This is a genomic window from Streptomyces sp. NPDC001868 (genome assembly GCF_040297125.1).
In the GTDB taxonomy this organism is placed as follows: Bacteria; Actinomycetota; Actinomycetes; order Streptomycetales; family Streptomycetaceae; genus Streptomyces.
This window is the reverse complement of record NZ_JBEOYO010000032.1, coordinates 1-16,954: the sequence shown is the minus strand read 5'-3', so window position 1 is coordinate 16,954 and position 16,954 is coordinate 1. Positions and strand designations below refer to the sequence as shown.

General features: G+C 71.7%; 17 protein-coding genes. 8 read left to right on the top strand and 9 right to left on the bottom strand.

What is annotated here, in order from left to right:
• Positions 1 to 9 precede the first annotated feature (9 nt).
• On the bottom strand, positions 10 to 855 hold the full coding sequence (locus ABT147_RS30365; protein ID WP_351411987.1) for a menaquinone biosynthetic enzyme MqnA/MqnD family protein: 846 nt from the start codon (positions 853 to 855) through the stop codon (positions 10 to 12).
• Between the two features lie 379 nt (positions 856 to 1,234).
• Between ABT147_RS30365 and ABT147_RS30360 the strand changes: the two genes are divergently transcribed.
• Positions 1,235 to 1,438, top strand: coding sequence for a cold-shock protein (locus ABT147_RS30360; RefSeq protein ID WP_007490911.1), 204 nt, complete (start codon positions 1,235 to 1,237; stop codon positions 1,436 to 1,438).
• 92 nt (positions 1,439 to 1,530) lie between these two features.
• Here ABT147_RS30360 and ABT147_RS30355 read toward each other — a convergent pair whose 3' ends face one another.
• A complete protein-coding gene (locus ABT147_RS30355; protein ID WP_351411984.1) occupies positions 1,531 to 2,115 on the bottom strand; it encodes a helix-turn-helix domain-containing protein in 585 nt (194 codons plus the stop codon).
• Positions 2,116 to 2,183: 68 nt separating this feature from the next.
• Between ABT147_RS30355 and ABT147_RS30350 the strand changes: the two genes are divergently transcribed.
• The gene (locus ABT147_RS30350) at positions 2,184 to 2,954 is read left to right on the top strand and encodes an AzlC family ABC transporter permease (RefSeq protein ID WP_351411982.1); all 771 of its coding nucleotides are present in this window, start codon (positions 2,184 to 2,186) and stop codon (positions 2,952 to 2,954) included.
• On the top strand, positions 2,951 to 3,280 hold the full coding sequence (locus tag ABT147_RS30345; protein WP_351411980.1) for an AzlD domain-containing protein: 330 nt from the start codon (positions 2,951 to 2,953) through the stop codon (positions 3,278 to 3,280). The genes ABT147_RS30350 and ABT147_RS30345 overlap by 4 nt, the downstream gene beginning before the upstream one ends.
• 188 nt (positions 3,281 to 3,468) lie before the next feature.
• Here ABT147_RS30345 and ABT147_RS30340 read toward each other — a convergent pair whose 3' ends face one another.
• Together ABT147_RS30340 and ABT147_RS30335 are read right to left on the bottom strand one after the other, a co-directional pair.
• Positions 3,469 to 4,734 carry a RodZ domain-containing protein gene (locus ABT147_RS30340; RefSeq protein ID WP_502983190.1) on the bottom strand — a complete coding sequence of 422 codons (1,266 nt, stop codon included), beginning with the start codon at positions 4,732 to 4,734 and terminating at the stop codon, positions 3,469 to 3,471.
• Between the two features lie 229 nt (positions 4,735 to 4,963).
• Positions 4,964 to 5,752 (bottom strand): hypothetical protein, encoded by a 789-nt coding sequence (locus tag ABT147_RS30335; RefSeq protein WP_351411976.1) that lies wholly within the window; start codon positions 5,750 to 5,752, stop codon positions 4,964 to 4,966.
• A gap of 378 nt (positions 5,753 to 6,130) precedes the next feature.
• On the opposite strand from ABT147_RS30335, the gene ABT147_RS30330 reads away from it, so the two are divergent.
• Both ABT147_RS30330 and ABT147_RS30325 read left to right on the top strand, forming a co-directional pair.
• The gene (locus ABT147_RS30330; protein WP_351411973.1) at positions 6,131 to 8,878 is read left to right on the top strand and encodes a helix-turn-helix transcriptional regulator; all 2,748 of its coding nucleotides are present in this window, start codon (positions 6,131 to 6,133) and stop codon (positions 8,876 to 8,878) included.
• A gap of 82 nt (positions 8,879 to 8,960) precedes the next feature.
• Positions 8,961 to 9,476: a GNAT family N-acetyltransferase gene (locus tag ABT147_RS30325; RefSeq protein ID WP_351411971.1), complete on the top strand. Its 516-nt coding sequence runs from the start codon at positions 8,961 to 8,963 to the stop codon at positions 9,474 to 9,476.
• On the opposite strand, the gene ABT147_RS30320 is transcribed toward ABT147_RS30325, so the two are convergent.
• A complete protein-coding gene (locus ABT147_RS30320; protein WP_351411969.1) occupies positions 9,457 to 9,966 on the bottom strand; it encodes an inclusion body family protein in 510 nt (169 codons plus the stop codon). The genes ABT147_RS30325 and ABT147_RS30320 overlap by 20 nt on opposite strands.
• Before the next feature lie 524 nt (positions 9,967 to 10,490).
• Between ABT147_RS30320 and ABT147_RS30315 the strand changes: the two genes are divergently transcribed.
• Positions 10,491 to 10,934 (top strand): hypothetical protein, encoded by a 444-nt coding sequence (locus ABT147_RS30315; protein ID WP_502983187.1) that lies wholly within the window; start codon positions 10,491 to 10,493, stop codon positions 10,932 to 10,934.
• A gap of 11 nt (positions 10,935 to 10,945) precedes the next feature.
• Here ABT147_RS30315 and ABT147_RS30310 read toward each other — a convergent pair whose 3' ends face one another.
• Positions 10,946 to 12,871: an AMP-dependent synthetase/ligase gene (locus ABT147_RS30310; protein ID WP_351411965.1), complete on the bottom strand. Its 1,926-nt coding sequence runs from the start codon at positions 12,869 to 12,871 to the stop codon at positions 10,946 to 10,948.
• 514 nt (positions 12,872 to 13,385) lie between these two features.
• Here ABT147_RS30310 and ABT147_RS30305 point away from each other — a divergent pair.
• Both ABT147_RS30305 and ABT147_RS30300 read left to right on the top strand, forming a co-directional pair.
• Positions 13,386 to 14,327, top strand: a complete 942-nt coding sequence (locus tag ABT147_RS30305; protein ID WP_351412126.1) for a MaoC family dehydratase — start codon at positions 13,386 to 13,388, stop codon at positions 14,325 to 14,327.
• Positions 14,219 to 14,818: a DUF6716 putative glycosyltransferase gene (locus ABT147_RS30300; RefSeq protein ID WP_351411963.1), complete on the top strand. Its 600-nt coding sequence runs from the start codon at positions 14,219 to 14,221 to the stop codon at positions 14,816 to 14,818. Before ABT147_RS30305 ends, ABT147_RS30300 begins: the two co-directional genes overlap by 109 nt.
• A 180-nt stretch (positions 14,819 to 14,998) precedes the next feature.
• Here the strand turns inward: ABT147_RS30300 and ABT147_RS30295 are convergent, their stop codons facing one another.
• The 3 genes from ABT147_RS30295 to ABT147_RS30285 all read right to left on the bottom strand — a co-directional run bounded on the left by ABT147_RS30295 (position 14,999) and on the right by ABT147_RS30285 (position 16,778).
• The gene (locus ABT147_RS30295; RefSeq protein WP_351411961.1) at positions 14,999 to 15,658 is read right to left on the bottom strand and encodes a TetR/AcrR family transcriptional regulator; all 660 of its coding nucleotides are present in this window, start codon (positions 15,656 to 15,658) and stop codon (positions 14,999 to 15,001) included.
• Positions 15,659 to 15,751: 93 nt separating this feature from the next.
• On the bottom strand, positions 15,752 to 16,144 hold the full coding sequence (locus tag ABT147_RS30290; protein WP_351411958.1) for a DUF4229 domain-containing protein: 393 nt from the start codon (positions 16,142 to 16,144) through the stop codon (positions 15,752 to 15,754).
• A 109-nt stretch (positions 16,145 to 16,253) separates the two neighbouring features.
• The gene (locus ABT147_RS30285; RefSeq protein WP_351411956.1) at positions 16,254 to 16,778 is read right to left on the bottom strand and encodes a GNAT family N-acetyltransferase; all 525 of its coding nucleotides are present in this window, start codon (positions 16,776 to 16,778) and stop codon (positions 16,254 to 16,256) included.
• Positions 16,779 to 16,954: the final 176 nt, after the last annotated feature.

The following is a 16,954-nucleotide window of genomic DNA, read 5'->3' as shown; positions in this document are numbered from 1 at the left end:
AGGAAATGTTCAGGAAAGCAGGTCGACCTTGACGTCCGCCGGAAATCCCGTGGTCGGGCCGACCCGCCGCGCGAACTCGGCGACCGCCCTCAGCTGGGGTCCGCCGAAGCGGAAGTCGAGGGTCGTGAAGTACCGCTCCAGGACCCTCTCGTCGAAGGCCTCCCAGCGGGCGGCCTGCTCGGCGACCTTGGTCACCTCGGTCAGCGACAGGTCACGGGAGGCGAGGAACGCCTCGTGCACCTTTCGGGTGACCTCCGGCTCCCGCCCCAGGTAGTCCCGCCGCGCCGCCCACACCGCGAAGACGAACGGCAGCCCCGTCCACTCCTTCCACATGGCGCCCAGGTCGTGCACCTCGAGGCCGAAGTTCGGCCCGTCGAGCAGGTTGGCCCGCAGCGCCGCGTCACCGATGAGCACCGCCGCCTCCGCCTCCCGCATCATCAGCGGAAGGTCGGGCGGGCAGGTGTAGTACGACGGCTGTACGCCGACGCTCTCGGCCAGCAGCAGTTGCGCCAGGCGTACGGAGGTGCGCGAGGTGGAGCCCAGTGCGACGCGAGCGCCGTCCAGACGGTCGAGGGGCACCTGGGAGACGATGACGCAGGACATCACCGGCCCGTCGCAGCCGACCGCGATGTCGGGGAAGGCGACCAGGTCGTCCGCGTTGCGGAGGAACTCGACGAGCGTGATGGGCCCGATGTCGAGGTCCCCGCGCACCAGCTGCTCGCTGAGCTTCTCAGGGGTGTCCTTGGTCAGCTCGAAGTCGAGGAGCGTGCCCGTTCTCGCCAGCCCCCAGTACAGAGGCAGGCAGTTCAGGAACTGGATGTGGCCGACGCGCGGCCGGTTGCGAGGATTGTCCACATCGTGAGGCTAGCCCTCATGGGGTACGGTGCGGGCTCCGGGGGCCGAGAGGGGCTCACGAAACCGGATGTACACCCCGTGTCAACGCTTTCGACGGCGTGTCGCCAGTGGGGCCGGTGGTGAAGAAGAGGCGATTCGTCAACCCGCGACACGAGCCGATCAAACATCCGGGTGACGTGATCTTGCCCTCTATTGCTTTCCCCTGCCTGCGTGCTAGGCTCGCCGCAAGTTGCAGTTTGGTTTCCCTTGCAGTACAGAGCCTGCGGAGCATGTAACCGCGGGCTCTCGTCGTTTTCAGACGTATGCAGTTGTGCGGCATCTTGTTTTCACACTTGCAGGGTTCTGGAGCAGGGCAACCCTTTGGGCCCAAGGAGGGCTTATGGCTACCGGAACCGTGAAGTGGTTCAACGCCGAAAAGGGCTTTGGCTTCATCGCCCAGGAAGGTGGCGGTCCGGACGTGTTCGTCCACTACTCCGCCATCAACGCGAACGGCTTCCGTTCGCTGGAGGAGAACCAGCAGGTCTCCTTCGACGTGACGCAGGGCCCGAAGGGCCCGCAGGCGGAGAACGTCACGCCCGTCTGATCGAGGGATGCCCCTCTGACGACGTCTGAGAGCAGTACCCAAGGAGCCCCTAGCCGTTCGCGGCGAAGGGGCTCCTGCCTTTTTGCCCCCCATTACATGTGCTGCATCACCAGGACGAACGTCGTCCCGGGCGCCAGCGCCTCGTACGAGTGCGGCACATCGCCCCGGAACGCCATGTAGTCGCCGGGGCCCAGCTCGACCTCCTCGCCCCTCGGCCCCGCCTTCACCCGGCCCGTACTGACGGTCAGGTGCTCCACCGTCCCCGGAATGTGCGGCTCCGACTCCCGTACCGACCCCGGTTCGAGCTGGGTCCGGTAGATGTCGCGGCGCGCGCCCGGCGGGCTCGCGGACAACAGGACCGCCGTGTAACTGGAGTGCTCGGAGTGGACGGTGGGCCCCTCCCCCGCCCGGACCACCTGCACCGTCGGGACCGGCGGCTCGATCAGCGCGCTGAACGGCACCCCGAGCGCCACGCCCAGCGCCCACAGCGTCTCCATGCCCGGGTTGCCGCTCGCCGACTCCAGCTGGGAGAGCGTCGACTTCGCGATCCCGGCGCGCTTGGCCAGCTCGGAGAGGGAGAGACCGGCGCGGGTGCGCTCCCGGCGGAGGGAGGCGGCGATCCAGTCGAGGGGGAGGCGGGACGGAGGCTTCGCTCCCCCAGAGGCCGTGTCGGACATGTCGTTCGCTCCAGAAGTACGATCGTTCGCCTTGACGAACACCAGGGCTTCTGTTCATTGTAGAGAACATGCGTTCGCTGCCCCGAACACTCCAGGTCCATGACCCCGCGCTGCTCCGGGACATCTCCCTCGTCTGTGCCGCCGGTGGTGTCGTCGGTGTCTCCTTCGGCGCGATCTCGGTGGCGGGCGGGCTGCCCGTATGGGTGCCGGTGGTGATGTCGCTCGTCGTGTACGCGGGGGCGGCGCAGTTCAGCGCGGTCGGCATCCTGCTGGCCGGGGGCGGGCCGTTCGCGGCGGCGGCCACGGGGCTGTTGCTCAACACGCGCAACGCGGCGTTCAGTCTGGCGGTCGCCGATGTGCTGGGGCCGGGCAGGCTCGCCCGGTTCGTGGGCGCGCACCTGGTCGCCGACGAGACGGCCGCCTTCGCCCTGGCCCAGCGCGATCCGGTACGGCGCCGGGTCGCGTTCTGGGTCTCGGGGCTCGGCCTCTTCACGGTCTGGAACGTGTGCGTCCTGGCCGGGGCCCTCGCCGGCACCGCGCTGGGCGACACCGCCGCGTACGGCCTCGACGCCGCCTTCCCCGCCGTCCTCGCCGCGCTGGTCCTGCCCGCGCTGCGCGAGCAGCCGCCCGTACGGCGGGCCGCGTCGCTGGGTGCGGTGGTGGCGCTGGCGGCGACTCCGGTGACACCGACGGGGGTTCCCGTCCTGCTGGCGCTGGCAGGGCTGGTCGTGTGGCGGGCCGGCGTCGGCAGTGCGAAACGGGCGAACGGGGCGACGGATACGACGGATGCGGCGGATGCGGCGGATGCGGCGGATGCGGCGGACGGGAGGGTGTCATGAGCACGGTCGTGGATGGCCCGGTCGTGGGCGCGATGATCGTGCTCGCCGTGGGGACGTACGCCATCCGGCTCACCGGGCCCGCGTTGCACGGGCGGGTCGAGATCCCCGTACGGGTACGGGAGTTGCTGGCCGGGGCCGCCGTGGTGCTGCTGGTGGCGTTGCTGGCCACGGGCGCGCTGACCGAGGGCGGCGGCTTCGCCGGGTGGGCGCGGCCCGCCGGGGTGCTGGTGGGCGGGGTGCTGGCGTGGCGGAGGGCGCCGTTCGCGGTGGTGGTGCTGGGGGCGGCGGCGGCCACGGCGGGGTTGCGGGCGGTTGGGGTCGGCTGAGGCGAAGGCGAAGGCGAAGGCGAAGGCGAAGGCGAAAGCGAAAGCGGAAGCAGAGGCAAGGGCGGAAGCAGAGGCAGTGGCAGAGGCAGGCGTGCCGGTCCCCGTGTCCCCCCGTCGTGTGCGTCGGCCTGTCGTCCGTTTGCCTGCTCGTCCGCTCGTCCGCCGCGCCCTGTCGTCCTCCGTGGCGGTCAGTCGTCCTTGGTGTAGGTCAGCCGCTCCACGGAGCCCGAGGTGAAGTCGTTCTCGATCTTCTTGCCGTTCACGACGAGTGTGAGGGCGTTCGCCTCGCCGAGGACCAGGTCGATCGACTCCTCGTCGGCGAAGGTCCTGGACTCGCCCTGCTGGAGCAGTCCGTCGTAGAGGAGGTCGCCGACGGAGTTCTTGGCCGAGATCCAGCTGCGGCCGTCCTCGGCGGTGACCCGGACCGTGACCTCGTCCCCTGCCTTATCGCCCGCGTCTCTCGCGTCGCCGCCCCCGGCCGACGAGGTCGGCGAGGTCGGCGAGGACGGTGCGGAGGCCGAGGGCGTGTCACCGCTCCCTTCCCGGTTCGCGATGTACACCGCGCCGCCGACGAGCGCGCCCACGGTGACCACGGCGACGGCGATCATGACCGGTCCGCGCGGCCGTGTGTACGCGGCCTGGGCCGAGGGTGGGGGCGGCGGGGGGCCGACGAGCAGGGTCGCCTCCTCCTCCGAGGTTCCCCCGGGGGCTTCCCCGGCCGGCGGGTTCGGGGCCGCGCCCGGCGGGAGTCGGCTCAGGAGGGTGTCGGGGGTGGGGCGGTCGGCCGGGTCCTTGGACAGACAGGCGTCGACCAGGGGGCGCAGCCCTGGGGGCACCTCGGACAGATCGGCGGGCTCGTGCACCGACCGGTACATCAGCCCCATGGGCGTACCGCCGCCGAACGCGCTGCCGCCGGCCGCCGCGACGAGTACCGCGCCGAGCGCGAACACATCGGCGGCACCGGTGACTTCGAGGCCCTGCGCCTGTTCGGGGGCGAGGTAGCCGGGGGTGCCGACCGCTCCGGTGGAGGTCACGCGGGTGGACTCCACGGCTCGGGCGATACCGAAGTCGAGGACCCTGGGGCCGTCCTCGGCCATGATGATGTTGCCGGGCTTCAGATCACGGTGGACGATCCCGCAGGCGTGCACGGCCTGCAGCGCCTCCGCGAGGGCGGCGCCCAGCAGTCGCAGTCGGTGCTCGTCCATCGGGCCCCGCTCCGCGAGCAGGTCGGACAGGGTGGGGCCGGGGATGTACGCCGTGGCCAGCCAGGGCGCCTCCGCGTCCGGGTCGGCGTCCACGACCGGGGCCGTGTGGAAGCCGCCGACCTTGCGGGCGGCCTCGACCTCGGCCCGGAACCGTAGGCGGAACTGCCGGTCGGCGGCCAGTTCGGGGTGGGCGACCTTGACCGCGACGGCACGGCCACCGCGCGACCGGGCGAGATAGACCGTCCCCATGCCACCCGCGCCGAGTCTCCGCTCGACGGTGTAGGCGCCGATGCGCCGCGGCAGGACCGACTCGGACTCCGACTCCACTGCTGCCAGCCTCCCCCGCTGCGACACCGCGCCCAGTATGACGCCGGGGGGCGACAGGGCGTTCCCGAAGGGACGCGGGCGATCGCGCCTGCTCTGGAAGGGAAGCGGGCGATCGTGCCCCCTTCGCGACTTCCCGACGAGACGCGAGCGGTTATCCCCGCAGTTCCTCCAGCACCCGGCGCAGCCGGACGCCGCGCCCCAGGTCCGGTTCAAGGCCCTTGGCCTTCAGGAGGGCGGTGAGGGAGGCCTGGACGACCTCGGCGCCCTCGGGGGCGACCCGCTTCGAGACCTCCAGCCACTCCAGGGGGCCACCGCCGGTGTCGTCGCCCCCGGTGGCCAACGTGCAGTGTTCCAGGGTCACTTCGTGGTGGTCGAGGCGTACGCCGCGCCAGCGGACGGTGTGGACGGGGCCGAGGACGTCGAGCGAGCCGAAGCCGACGTCGATGTCGGCGCAGTCGGCGAGGAAGGCGCGCTGGCTGTCGGAGAAGACGAGGTCCAGCGGCTTGGTGCCGGTGGCGGCGGCCTCCACGGCCGTACGCCCGCAGTCGGAGACGAGGGTGGCGGACAGGACCCGGCGGTCGCCCGACCAGGCGCCCGCCAGATGGAAGGAATCCGGTCCCTGCTCCCGGAAGCGCAGCCAACGTTCCGAGAGCCGGGACCGGCGACAGGGCCGCAATTCCGCGGTCGCGGCCCCACCTCGCCCGCTCCCCGCCCGAAGGCGCAGGATCAGCCCCGCATCCAGAAGCGGCAGTCGTCCTGGCGCCGTGGAGCGGGCGAGGGCCTCGCAGAAGTAGACGCGGCGCCGGGCTCCCCCGGTGTCCGGCGCCAGCGCCCAAGTCGCGGCGGCCGTGCCCGCACCCGAGAACGTCACCTTGATCTCGACCGAGTCGAGCCGGTCGGATCCTGAGGTGAGATCCCCGCGTCCCCCGGATGCCGGCATGGGCCGTCCCCCTAGTTCCGCGACCTGGTTCATTCCCCTGATTTCCCTTGGAGTTGCGATCCTCTGGGCGCCGTCCCCCTGTGACGCCCCTGTGGCGATCCCCCGTTGCGATCCCCCGTCGTTCCGTTCCCCCGTGGTTGTTCCGTTCCCCCGTGCTGTTCCGTCGTGCTGATCCGTTCTGTCGTGCTGTTCCGTTGTGCTGTCGCGCAAAACCATTGAAGGCCGGGGGCGGCCCCCCTCGCTTCCGGGAAGTCCCTACATCTCCCCCGACCACTCCCCCTAGGGGCATGATGGACGGGCGGGGCCGGGCACAGGCGGGCACCAGGGGGTGGCGCATTGTTACGGGGACTCGTCGGTCGGGAGCGGGAACGCCGGCTGATGGACGACCTGCTCGTGGCGGGCGGGGTGGGTGGGGCGGCGCTGTTGCTGTGGGGCGAACCCGGTATCGGGAAGACCGCCCTGCTGGACTACGCGGCGGAGCGCGCGACTGCCGGGACCCCCGGCGCGGCACCGGCCACGGTCCTGCGCGCCCGGGGCATCGAGACGGAGACCGTGCTCCCCTTCGCCACCCTGGGCGACCTACTGATGCCCTATTCGTCCCATTTCAGGGAACTCCCCGGCGCCCAGCGCTCGGCCCTGGAATCGTGTCTGGCGCTGAGCGGCGACCCGGCGGACCCGCCGGGCAATCCGTACGCCGCCTGCATGGGCGCACTGAACGTCCTCGCGGCGCTCGGCGACGAGCGCCCGGTCGTGGTCCTCGTCGACGACCTGCACTGGGTGGACCCCTCCTCCCAGCGCGTCCTGCTCTTCGTCGCCCGCCGTCTGTCCAGTGAACGGGTCGCCCTGGCCCTCGGCTCCCGCGAGGACCACGGCGAGTCGGGCCCCCGCCGCAGCATCCCCGCCGTACAGGTGGGCGGGCTGGCGCCGGAGGAGTGCGCCACGCTGCTGGACGGCCGGGTGACCCCGGGAGTCCTCGCCGATCTCGTCCGTATCAGCGGCGGCAATCCGCTCGCCCTGCGGGAGATCGCGGGCGGACTGACGGACGAACAGGCGCGCGGGGAGCGGCCGTTGCTGGACCCGCCGTCGCTCGGCAGTCATCTGGAGCGTGCCTGGGCGACCCGTATCGACGGTCTGCCGGACCCCGCCCGCCGGGCGCTGGTCGTGCTGGCGGCCGGCCGTTCGACGGCGGCGGGCCCGCTGCGGAAGGCGCTGGAGGCGGCCGGGCTCTCGCTCGACGCGCTCTCGCCCGCCGAGGAGGACGGTCTGATCACGGCCACGGCGGACGGGCTGGACTTCCACCACCCGGTGCTGCGGGCGCTGGTGCTCGGCCGGGCGCCCCTCGCGCATCGCTACGCCGCGTTCCAGGCGCTGGCCGAGGTGAGTACGGGCCCGCTGCACGCCTGGTACCGGGCGTCGGCGACCCCCGGTCCCGACGAGGAGGCGGCGGCGGCGCTCGCCGAGGCCGCGCGGGAGGCGCGCAGGCGCAGCGCGTTCGGGGAGTCGGCGCTGGCCTGGCGCCGCGCGGCCGAACTCACGCCCGACCCGGCCCCCCGCGCCGACCGCCTCCACCACGCCGCCGCCGACGCCCTGCTCAGCGGCTCCCCGGCGGGCCCGCAGTGGTGCGAGGAGGCCCTGCGGATCACCCCCGACCCGGCCGTACGCGCCGCGATCCAGGGGCTGTTGGGCCGGATGTACACCTGGAAGGGCGAGACGGCCCAGGCGTACGGGCTCCTCGTGAACGCCGCCGACGCCGTACGCGACACCGACCGCACCCGTGCCTGTCTGCTGCTCGCGGAGGCGACGGCCGCCGCGCGTCTGGACGGCCATGTCCCGGCGGCGGTCCGGGTGGCCGAGGAGTCCCTCGCCCTCGCCTCGGAGTCCGGCCCCGAACGCTGGTACAGCCTGACCCTGCTCGGCGGTGCCCTCGTCATGTCCGGCCGTACGGCCGAGGGCCGCGGGATGCTGGAGGCCGCCGACCGCCACGGCACCGGCGGCGACCCCGTCCGGGACCAGCAGGTGTACGCGATCGCCGGGCAGGCGTGGAGCCGGGTGGAGGAGTTCACGCGGGGGCGCCGGCTGCTGAACACGGCCGTGGAGTCGGCCCGGCGGCACAGCGCGGTGGGTGTGCTGGGCTTCACCCTCGCCGTGCGGGGTGAGCTGGAGACCCGTATCGGCCAATGGGCGTCCGCGCGCGGTGACTTGACGGAGGCCCTGCGCTGGGCGGAGGAGCTGGGCCAGCTGACCTGTGTGAGTTACGCGCTGTACTGCCTGGCCCGTCTGGAGGCCCTGCGGGGCGACCGCGTCGAGTGCGAGGAGCATGTGGCGCGGGCGCGGCGGGAGTGCGGGGCGTACGGGATCGGCTGCCAGGAGTTCCATATGACGGCGGTGCTCGGTCTGTCGGCCCTCGCCCACGGTGACCACGACGCGGCCGCCGACCAGCTGGAGCAAACGTTGTCACTGGCCGTGGAGCAGGGCATCGGCAACCCGGAGGTGGTCCCCTTCGCGGCGGACCTGGCCGAGGCGCACGTACGGGCGGGGAATGCCGTACGGGCCGGTGAGGTGGTGGTGTGGCTGGAGGAGCGGGCGCGGGAGACGGGCCTGGCGTCGGCGGAGGCAGCGGCGGCGCGGGTACGGGGGCTGCTGGCCGGGACGCCGGAGGAGGCGGAGGCGTGCTTCGGGGCGGCGTCGAAGGCCCACCAACGGACGACGGGCCCCTTCGACTTGGCCCGGACACAGCTGTGCGAGGCGGAGGTACTACGCCGCTACCGGCGCCCGGGAGCCGCCCGCGCGCCCCTCTCCTCGGCCCTGGCCTGCTTCGAACGCCTCGGCGCGGTCCCCTGGGCCCGCCGCGCGGCGAGCGAACTCGCGGCGGCGGGCGGCATGTCGAGCACCGACCGGTCGACGGCGGGCGGCCTGGGCGGGGCGGCCCTGAACCAGCTGACCCCCCAGGAGTTCCAGGTCTCCCGAGCCATCGCCCGCGGCCTCAACAACACGGAGGCGGCGGCCTCCCTGTTCGTCTCCCGCAAGACGGTGGAGGCCCATCTCACCCGCATCTACCGGAAGTTGCACGTCCGGTCGCGAACGGACCTGACCCGACTACTGACAGCGGCGGACCTGGTGGACTGAGGCCCGCCCGGCACACCGCCCGCCCCCGGGATCGACCCCGGACCGCCTGCGTCGCGGGCACGAACGGCCGTAGCATGCCCGCATGATCAGTGACGGACTGCTGGACGGCACCGGGCGGCGGATCGCCCTGCACGACGTGGACGACGAGAACTGGCGGGCCGTCGCGGACGTCGCTCCGCTGGACGGCCAGCGCCGGTACGTTCCGGCGCTGGCCGCCCGCTATCTCGTCCTGTCCCTCCGCGAGGGCGTGTGGAACTCGCTCGCGGTGTGCGCCGACGACACCGTGGTGGGGCATGTCATGTGGGGGCGGGACGAGGACGGCTCGTACTGGGTCGGCGGGATGCTGGTCGACGGTGCCGAGCAGGGCAAGGGGGTCGGGCGGGCGGCGGCACGGACCCTGGTGCGATGGCTGGCGGACCGTACGGACTGTGCGGTCCTGCGCCTGTCGTACCACCCGGACAACACCGCCGCCGAGCGCCTCTACACCTCGCTGGGGTTCCGGCCCGTGTCCGCCGGCGCGGAGGACACGGGCGAGGAGGACTCGGGCGAGGTGGTCGCCGAACTGGCGGCCGTCGCCGTCAGGGGTTCTCGATGGTGATGAAGGGGTCCCACTGGAAGTAGCCCTTCAACTGGCGGTGGTGGTCGAGGATCTGGAAGGAGAAGTGGTACACGACCTTGCCGGCCTTTTTGACGGTCGTCCGCCAGTAGTGGTCCTGGTAGTTCTGGGTCACGAATTCCGGCCTGCCCTCGGACCCTTCCCTCGGCATCGGATAGACGCCGTCGATCACCTCGATCTCCGGCGTCCTGATGAGCTGGTGGTCGCTGTCGCTGCTCACGTATTTGTACAGTAAGGCCTTGTAGTCGCTGCCGAGCGACAGCGTCGTCTCCCGCCACCGGATGCTGTCGCCGGGTTCGGCGCGGAGGTTCAGTTCCGCCCCCGACGTGCCGACGATGTGGTCGTGGCGGGTCGTCATGTAGATGAGGCTCTGGTCGGCGTACGTCGGTGCGTCCGGATTCCTCGACGCGTTGGGATTCCGCTCCACGATCGTGGCGGCGTCGAACGCGATCAGGACGTTGAGATCAGCCATTTCCTGCCCCTTCTCGGATTCGCGACTCTCGCTTACGGACTCTCGCTCACGGGCCGGCGAAGTGCACGCTCCGGGTTGTCGGTGGCGGAGTTGTCCCGTGGAGTGTCCGTCATGGTGGGAAATCGTAGATATGCAGAAACGATTTCGTATGCATCGCGGCGGGCAAAGTCCTAAAAGCACCGATCGCTTCTCTTGACGCGATTTCGGCTTGCTCGCATTCACATACCGAAACCGGAGTTCCGCCAGGGGCGGAAGAGAAGCGAGACGAAGTCGGTGCACAGAATTCACGCACGGAATGTGGAACTCCTGAGGAATCGACGACGGCGGCCGCCGCCGGACCTATTCCACGATGGCCTTGCCGGTGCCGATCGGGCGTCGGCGTCGCGCCAAAACGCCGGAGTTCCGGGAGGTGAACGCAACCGGGGCAGGCCGAAAGGACTCTTCACGGGGAGTGGGGCGAGGGGCGAGGGAACGGGGTGGGGTTGATGAGGAAGCGCGGTGTCCTGCTGTGCTGTGGTGGGCTGGTGCTCGCGCTCGGCGTGGGTGCGGCGGTGTGGTGGAACTGGTTCCGGGCGCCGTACTCGCTCGCCGGCTCGCCGAAGGTCGATGTGACCGTGCGGGCCGCGAAGTCCGAGTATCCCGATGTCGCGGAGACCGCCGAGGACGTCGACACGGTCGTGCGGGTGTATGTGCAGCGGCTCAAGGCCGGTGATGTGGAAGGGCTCATGGAGCTCGCGGGGCCCGCGTACGAGGGGACCCGGGGCGACGCCTACGAGCAGGTGCGGGAGTTCGGCGAGGGTGCGCGCGGGCACGTCGACGTCACCGTGCTGGAAGGAGACGTCGACTACTTCAATCCCATCCGGCTCACCTACGACAGAACCGATCAGCAGCAGGAGTTGCTGCTGGTGAAGGACGACGGGCACTGGTGGATCGAGCTGGGGGACGGTGATCCGGCGGCGGGGATGTGACGCGGGGAGGGCTACGTCTCGTACAGCCCCTCGATCTCCGTCGCGAAGGCCCGCTCCACGACCTCCCTGCGCAGCTTCATCGACGGGGTGAGGTGGCCCTCCTCCTCCGTGAAGCCGCCGGGGACGATCGTGAACCTACGGATGGACTCGGGGCGGGAGACGAGGCGGTTGGCCTCGTCCACGGCGCGTTGCAGGACGGCCCGCAGATCCGGGTCCGTGGCGAGGTGGTCGAGGGGGACGTCCTGCTTGGCGTTCATCAGGGCCCAGTGGGTGATGCCTTCGGGGTCCAGGGTCAGCAGGGCGGTGACATACGGACGGCGGTCGCCGATGACCATGGCGTGGGCGATCAGCGGGTGGGAGCGGAGCCAGTTCTCCAGCGGGGCAGGGGCCACGTTCTTGCCGCTGTCGGTGACGAGGATCTCCTTCTTGCGGCCGGTGATCGTGAGGTAGCCCTCGTCGTCGAGCCGGCCGATGTCACCGGTCGCGAACCAGCCGTCGGGGCCCGCCGGGACGACTCCGCCGGCCTGGGGGTCCCAGTAGCCGCGGAAGATCTGGCCGCCGTGGAGCAGGATCTCGCCGTCGGCGGCGATACGGACCCGGGTGCCGGGCAGGGGCCGGCCGACCGTGCCCAGGCGGGGGCGGTTGGGCGGGGTGACGGTCACGGCGGCCGTCGTCTCCGTCATGCCGTAGCCCTCGAAGACGTCGATGCCCGCGCCCGCGTAGAAGGCGGCCAGCCGGCGGCCGAGGGGGCTGCCTCCGCAGATGACGTAACGGACCCGGCCGCCCAGCGCCTTGCGGATACGGCGGTAGACCAGGGGGTCGTAGAAGCTGCGGGCCGCCTTGAGGAAGGCGGAGGGACCCGGTCCGGTGCCGTGCTGCTCCGCCTCCAGCGCCTCGCCGTAGCGGCGGGCGACGGCGGAGGCCCTGTCGTACGAGGACGCGCGGCCCATGCGTTCGGCGGCGGCGCGGGCCGTGTTGAAGACCTTCTCCAGGACGTAGGGGATCAGCAGCAGGAACGTCGGGCGGAAGGACTTCAGGTCGGCGAGGAGGTCCTCCGTGCGGAAGCTCGGCGAGTGGCCGACGCGGATCCGCGCCCGCATACAGGCGATCGCCACCATGCGTCCGAAGACATGGGCGAGCGGGAGGAAGAGGAGGGTGGAGGCCTCCTCCTCCGTCCTCGCGCGGAAGATGGGGTAGAGGAGGTCGATGGCGTTGTCGACCTCGGCGCAGAAGTTGCCGTGGGTGAGGGCGCAGCCCTTGGGGCGGCCGGTCGTGCCCGAGGTGTAGATGAGGGTGGCGAGGGTGTCGGGGCCCAACACCCCACGGCGTACGGCCACTTCCTGGTCCGACACGTCCCGGCCCCGCTCGGCCAGCCGGTCCAGATGGCCCTTCTCGAAGACCCACATATGGCGCAGGTCGGGGATACGGTCCAGCTCGGGGCCGAGGGCGGCGGCCTGGCCTGCCGTCTCCACGGCGAGGGCCACCGCGCCGGAGTCCTGGAGGATCCAGCGGGTCTGGAAGACGGAGGAGGTCGGGTAGACGGGGACCGTCACCAGGCCCGCCGCCCAGGCCGCGAAGTCCAGGAGCGTCCACTCGTACGTCGTCCGCGCCATGATCGCGATACGGTCGCCCGGCATCAGCCCCTCGGCGATCAGCCCCTTCGCCAGCGCGAGTACCTCGGCGGCGAACTCGGCCGCCGTGACGTCCCGCCACCGGCCGCCCCCGTCCGCACCGCCCTCCCCGTCGGCACCGGTGTGCTTACGGCTGAGGACGACCGCGCCGGGTTCGTGGGTGGCGTTGTCGAACGGGATGTCCGCGAGCGAGCCGTAGGCCACGGGCGCGGCGAGGGCGGGGACGTACGCCTCTCGCACGATGCCGTCCAGCCGCTTCAACTCGGGTTCCACCAGGGCGGGTTCGGTGTGTTCGAGGCTGGACACGGGCGGCTCCTGCGCGTTCGGTGTGCCCGGATCGTACGGGGCGCTTGTGTCAGGTCGGTGTGAATGTGGCAATGGTTCGGAGACGGAACCGGGCCGGGGATGTGCAGTGTCGCCGGTCGCCCGCGCGCGGCTCACCCGCAGGTCAAGGGCGCCCCAAGTTACCTGAGGGTCATTCATTTCCTGGGCGCCACGGCTGACCTGGCCGCTTCTTACCTTGGGTAACCTGACTTTTGAGTAAGTAAGCGGAGTCCTGCGCGGGGAGCGGAGCCCGGCCCGGCGCGAGCAAGGGGGAGACCGTCCGATGCTTCCGACGCACACCCACACCCTCACCGGCACGCCCGCCCTCAGCCCCCTCCTCGCCCGGGGCGCGCTCCTCTCCCCCTGCAAGAGCCTCAGACTTCCCCGCGCGGCGGCCCGGTACGGCCCGGGGGCGGAAGCGGGGATGGGGGCAGGGACGGGCGCGGACACCGAGGCGGGCGCGGGCACGGGAATGAGCGCGGGCGCGGGCGCGCGCATGGGCATGGGCGTGGGCGCGGACATCCGGCCCACGTCTCCCACGCGCTTCCCCCGTCTCGTCCTCCCCGGCGTCCGGATCGACCTGGCCCGGCTCGCCGCGTACGAGCGGGTCTGCGGGTTCCCCACCGGGGAGGACGCCGTTCCGCTGACGTATCCGCACGTCCTCGGGTTTCCGCTCGCCATGCGGATCATGTCCGGCCGGGACTTCCCGCTGCCCCTCCTCGGACTCGTCCACACCTCGATCGAGATCACGCGGCGCCGACGGCTGCCCGCCACCGGGGAGTACGAGATCACCGTGTACGTCGAGGGGTTGGCGCCCCATCGGCGGGGCACGGAGGCGACGGTGGTGACCGAGGTGCGGGACGGGAGTGAGGGCGGGAGCGGGGGAAAGGGTGCCGGCGGAGGCGCGGGCGAGGGCGGGATCGGGGTCGCGTGGGAGTCGCGGAGCACGTATCTCGCCCGGCACCGGCGGAGCGAGGACACGCGGGAGGAGCGGGAGCGGATCCGGGAGGAACAGAAACGGGAGCGGATCCGGGAGGAGCGGGAGCGGGTGCGGGAGGGGCGGGCGTCGTTGCCCGTCGTCGCCGAGTGGCGGCTGGCCGGGGATGTCGGGCGGCGGTACGGGGCGGTGTCCGGGGACCGCAATCCGATCCATCTGCATCCGCTCGGCGCCCGCCTCTTCGGGTTTCCCCGGCCCATCGCCCACGGCATGTGGACCGTGGCCCGTTGCCTCGCCGAGCACGGCACACCCCCGGCGACCCTCGTCCGCGCGGAGTTCCGGGCACCGGTACCGCTGCCGGGCACGGTGACGTACGCGGCGGACGGACAGGCGTGGGGTGGCTTCGAACTGCGGAGCGACGGGGATGTCCCGGGCGGCCCGGTCGGCCCGGGCGGCGGACGGGTCCATGTGAAGGGCCGCGTGTACCCGCTCATCCCCTGAGCACACTCACGGCCGCGCTGGAGTCGATGCACCGGGGCATCCCCACCGCGATCCTCACCGACTTCGGGGTCCGTGAGGCGCACGGCAACCACTACTTCCTGCACTCCGGGTGCCTGGCCTCGTGGGACGACATCGACGCGGGGGCGCTGCCGCAGCCGGACCCCGCCTGGTCCGCGGCGCAGGGCATCGGCAAGTCCGACCCATACGCGGCGGCCCGCGACCGCGTGCGCGCGCTGCGGGGCGGGGGTGCGGTGTTGCCGCCGCTGCGGCCGTACTACACGCCCCAGCGCGCGAGCCTCTATCTCGGTGACCTCCTCCACCGCCATGGCCTGGACGAGAAGGGGCGCCCCTTGCCCACGGCGCTCGGCGGGGGTGACCCGAGTCGCGTCAAGGCGGTGGTTCGGCGGGTGGCGCGCAGTGGGGCGAAGTCGTTGTACCGGGTGGGACGACAGAGGGTGGCGCCAACCTTGCGGAAGTGGGGGGCGGCGTAGGGGTTCGTTGTCGGGCGCGGTTCGTTGTCGGGTGCGGGTCCGGTGAGGGCTGGTCGCGCAGTTCCCCGCGCCCCTGAAGGTTCAAGCCCTTGCGGGCCTGAAAAGCGCCTGCTTCGCTTTTTCAGGGGCGCGGGGAACTGCGCGAGAAGGCCCACCGGAGCCGCAGTCGCCGATGCACAGTCACCCTCCGAGCTCGACCGCGCTCGGCGGCACCCACGCGCGGCCCTCCATGAGGTCGCCCAGCCCCGCCCAGGCGAAGTTCATCAGCGTCGTCGCGGCCTGGCGCGCGCTGACGCCGGGCGTGGCGTTGGCCCAGGCGGCAAGGGCCTCGGCGGCGCCCACGAGCCCCTCGGCGAGCCCGGCGACCTCCCGCTCGGGCAACGACGGGTCACGGCGGGCCTCCCGCGCGGCCACCAGGATCAGCCCGGTCACGAACGCCACCATCTCCTCCCGCATCGCCGCCACCTCGGCCGCGAACGGCTCACCGTGCGTACGGGCCTGGAGATGCAGCACGGCCCAGGCGTCCGGATTCCGCGCGGTGTGCGTGAAGAACGCCCCGAGCCCCTCCCAGAGTTGACGGTCGGCGGGCAGCCCGGGGTTCACGCCCGCGCGTACGGCGGTGGTGAGCGCCTTGGCCTCGCGGCGGATGCAGGCCGTGAAGAGGTCTTCCTTGGAATTCAGGTACAGGTACACCAACGGCTTGGACACGCCCGCCAGTTCGGCGATCTCGTCCATCGACGCGGCCCGGTAACCACGCTGCCCGAACGTCCGCACCGCCGCGTCCAGCATCTGCTGTTCCCGTACCGCACGGGGCATCCGTTTGCTCTTCACAGCACCCATGCGGGCAAGCGTACGGTTCCGACGGCGGGTACGGACCTGGGCGTCGGGCAGGTGATCGTTTCTGCGAACCCGCGAACGGGCCTGCGTACAGGGCTACGAAGCCTTGCCGGACGTCGGCTGGGCGGTCTTGGCGGCTTCGGCCGGCTTCACGTCTTCGTCCGCCCGCGCCGCCTCGGCCGGCTCCGGGGCCGGCGTCCGGGCCTCGTCGTCGACCTCGTCCTCCTGGCTGCGGTTGGCCGCGAGGTTGGACTTGACGCGGCCGATGGAGCGGTCGAGGCGGGGGGCGATCTGGACGGAGGCCCGGTCGCGCTCCTTGCGGAGGGCGACGAAGCTGATCGGCGCGGAGATCAGCAGGGAGAGGAGGACGATCCACATGCCGTTGGAGGCGCCGAGGCCACGCGGGGCGATGCCGGAGTAGACGAGGGCCCAGACGACCACGAAGCAGCCCACGAAGATACCGAGGCGCATCAGTGTGTAGCGGAGCATCTCAATCCACTCTTCCGTTTCCGTTCCGAACGTTGCCGAAGGGCATCGTCCAGTGAAGCACGGTCGGCGTGCGATCTTGCACGGGGGTGCGGGGCGGCACGGCCCGGTCTCAGGTCAGGGGCAGGAGCATCGTGATGTCGTCGCGGTGGTCGTCCGGGGCGACGCGGATGGCGCCGGGGACCCTGCCGACCTCCTTGTAGCCGCAGGAGGCGTAGAAGTCCTCCAGGCCGAGGCCGCCTCGGCAGGTGAGGCGGATGGCGTCTATGCCGTCGAAGTCGCGGGCGGCGGATTCGGCCGCGGTCATGAGGGCTCGGCCGTGGCCCTCGCCCTGGTGCGCCGGGTGGACCATCACCGTGTACAGCCACACCCAGTGGGTCATCAGGCGGTGGGTGTTGAAGGCGAAGAAGGCGGTGGCGATGGGGGTGCCGTGGTCGTCGAGGCCGAGGAGGAGGCGGTGTCTGCCTTCTGCCATGGCGGTCAGGTGCCTCAGGAGTTCTGGGCGGATGTCTTCCGGGGTTACCGGGGGGACGAAGCCTACGGCTCCGCCGGTGTTGGAGACGGTTGACCAGAGAGTGAGGATGCCGTCGTGGAGGGCGGGGGTGAGGGGTGGGTCCAGGTGGAACGTAAGGGGCATGGGGTGACCGTAGTCATTACGTCCGGGCCGGCTCAAGAGGGTTTCGCCCCCGCCGCCCCTACCCGTCCCATCCCCAGGGGCTGCGCCCCTTCGACCCCCTGGGTGGGGAGGGGTGGGTGGGTCGGTGCGGGTTCGGTGGGGGTTCTCGCGCAGTTCCCCGCGCCCCTGAAAAGGGC

Bases quoted from the DNA above. Each gene is read 5' to 3' on its own strand.
- ABT147_RS30360 (WP_007490911.1), top strand. From the start codon at position 1,235: ATGGCTACCGGAACCGTGAAGTGGTTCAACGCCGAAAAGGGCTTTGGC.
- ABT147_RS30295 (WP_351411961.1), bottom strand. From the start codon at position 15,658: ATGGGTGCTGTGAAGAGCAAACGGATGCCCCGTGCGGTACGGGAACAG.
- ABT147_RS30305 (WP_351412126.1), top strand. From the start codon at position 13,386: ATGGGCATGGGCGTGGGCGCGGACATCCGGCCCACGTCTCCCACGCGC.
- ABT147_RS30340 (WP_502983190.1), bottom strand. From the start codon at position 4,734: ATGGGGACGGTCTATCTCGCCCGGTCGCGCGGTGGCCGTGCCGTCGCG.
- ABT147_RS30350 (WP_351411982.1), top strand. From the start codon at position 2,184: ATGCGTTCGCTGCCCCGAACACTCCAGGTCCATGACCCCGCGCTGCTC.
- ABT147_RS30355 (WP_351411984.1), bottom strand. From the start codon at position 2,115: ATGTCCGACACGGCCTCTGGGGGAGCGAAGCCTCCGTCCCGCCTCCCC.
- ABT147_RS30345 (WP_351411980.1), top strand. From the start codon at position 2,951: ATGAGCACGGTCGTGGATGGCCCGGTCGTGGGCGCGATGATCGTGCTC.
- ABT147_RS30320 (WP_351411969.1), bottom strand. From the start codon at position 9,966: ATGGCTGATCTCAACGTCCTGATCGCGTTCGACGCCGCCACGATCGTG.
- ABT147_RS30330 (WP_351411973.1), top strand. From the start codon at position 6,131: ATGGACGACCTGCTCGTGGCGGGCGGGGTGGGTGGGGCGGCGCTGTTG.
- ABT147_RS30285 (WP_351411956.1), bottom strand. From the start codon at position 16,778: ATGCCCCTTACGTTCCACCTGGACCCACCCCTCACCCCCGCCCTCCAC.
- ABT147_RS30290 (WP_351411958.1), bottom strand. From the start codon at position 16,144: ATGCTCCGCTACACACTGATGCGCCTCGGTATCTTCGTGGGCTGCTTC.
- ABT147_RS30325 (WP_351411971.1), top strand. From the start codon at position 8,961: ATGATCAGTGACGGACTGCTGGACGGCACCGGGCGGCGGATCGCCCTG.
- ABT147_RS30335 (WP_351411976.1), bottom strand. From the start codon at position 5,752: ATGCCGGCATCCGGGGGACGCGGGGATCTCACCTCAGGATCCGACCGG.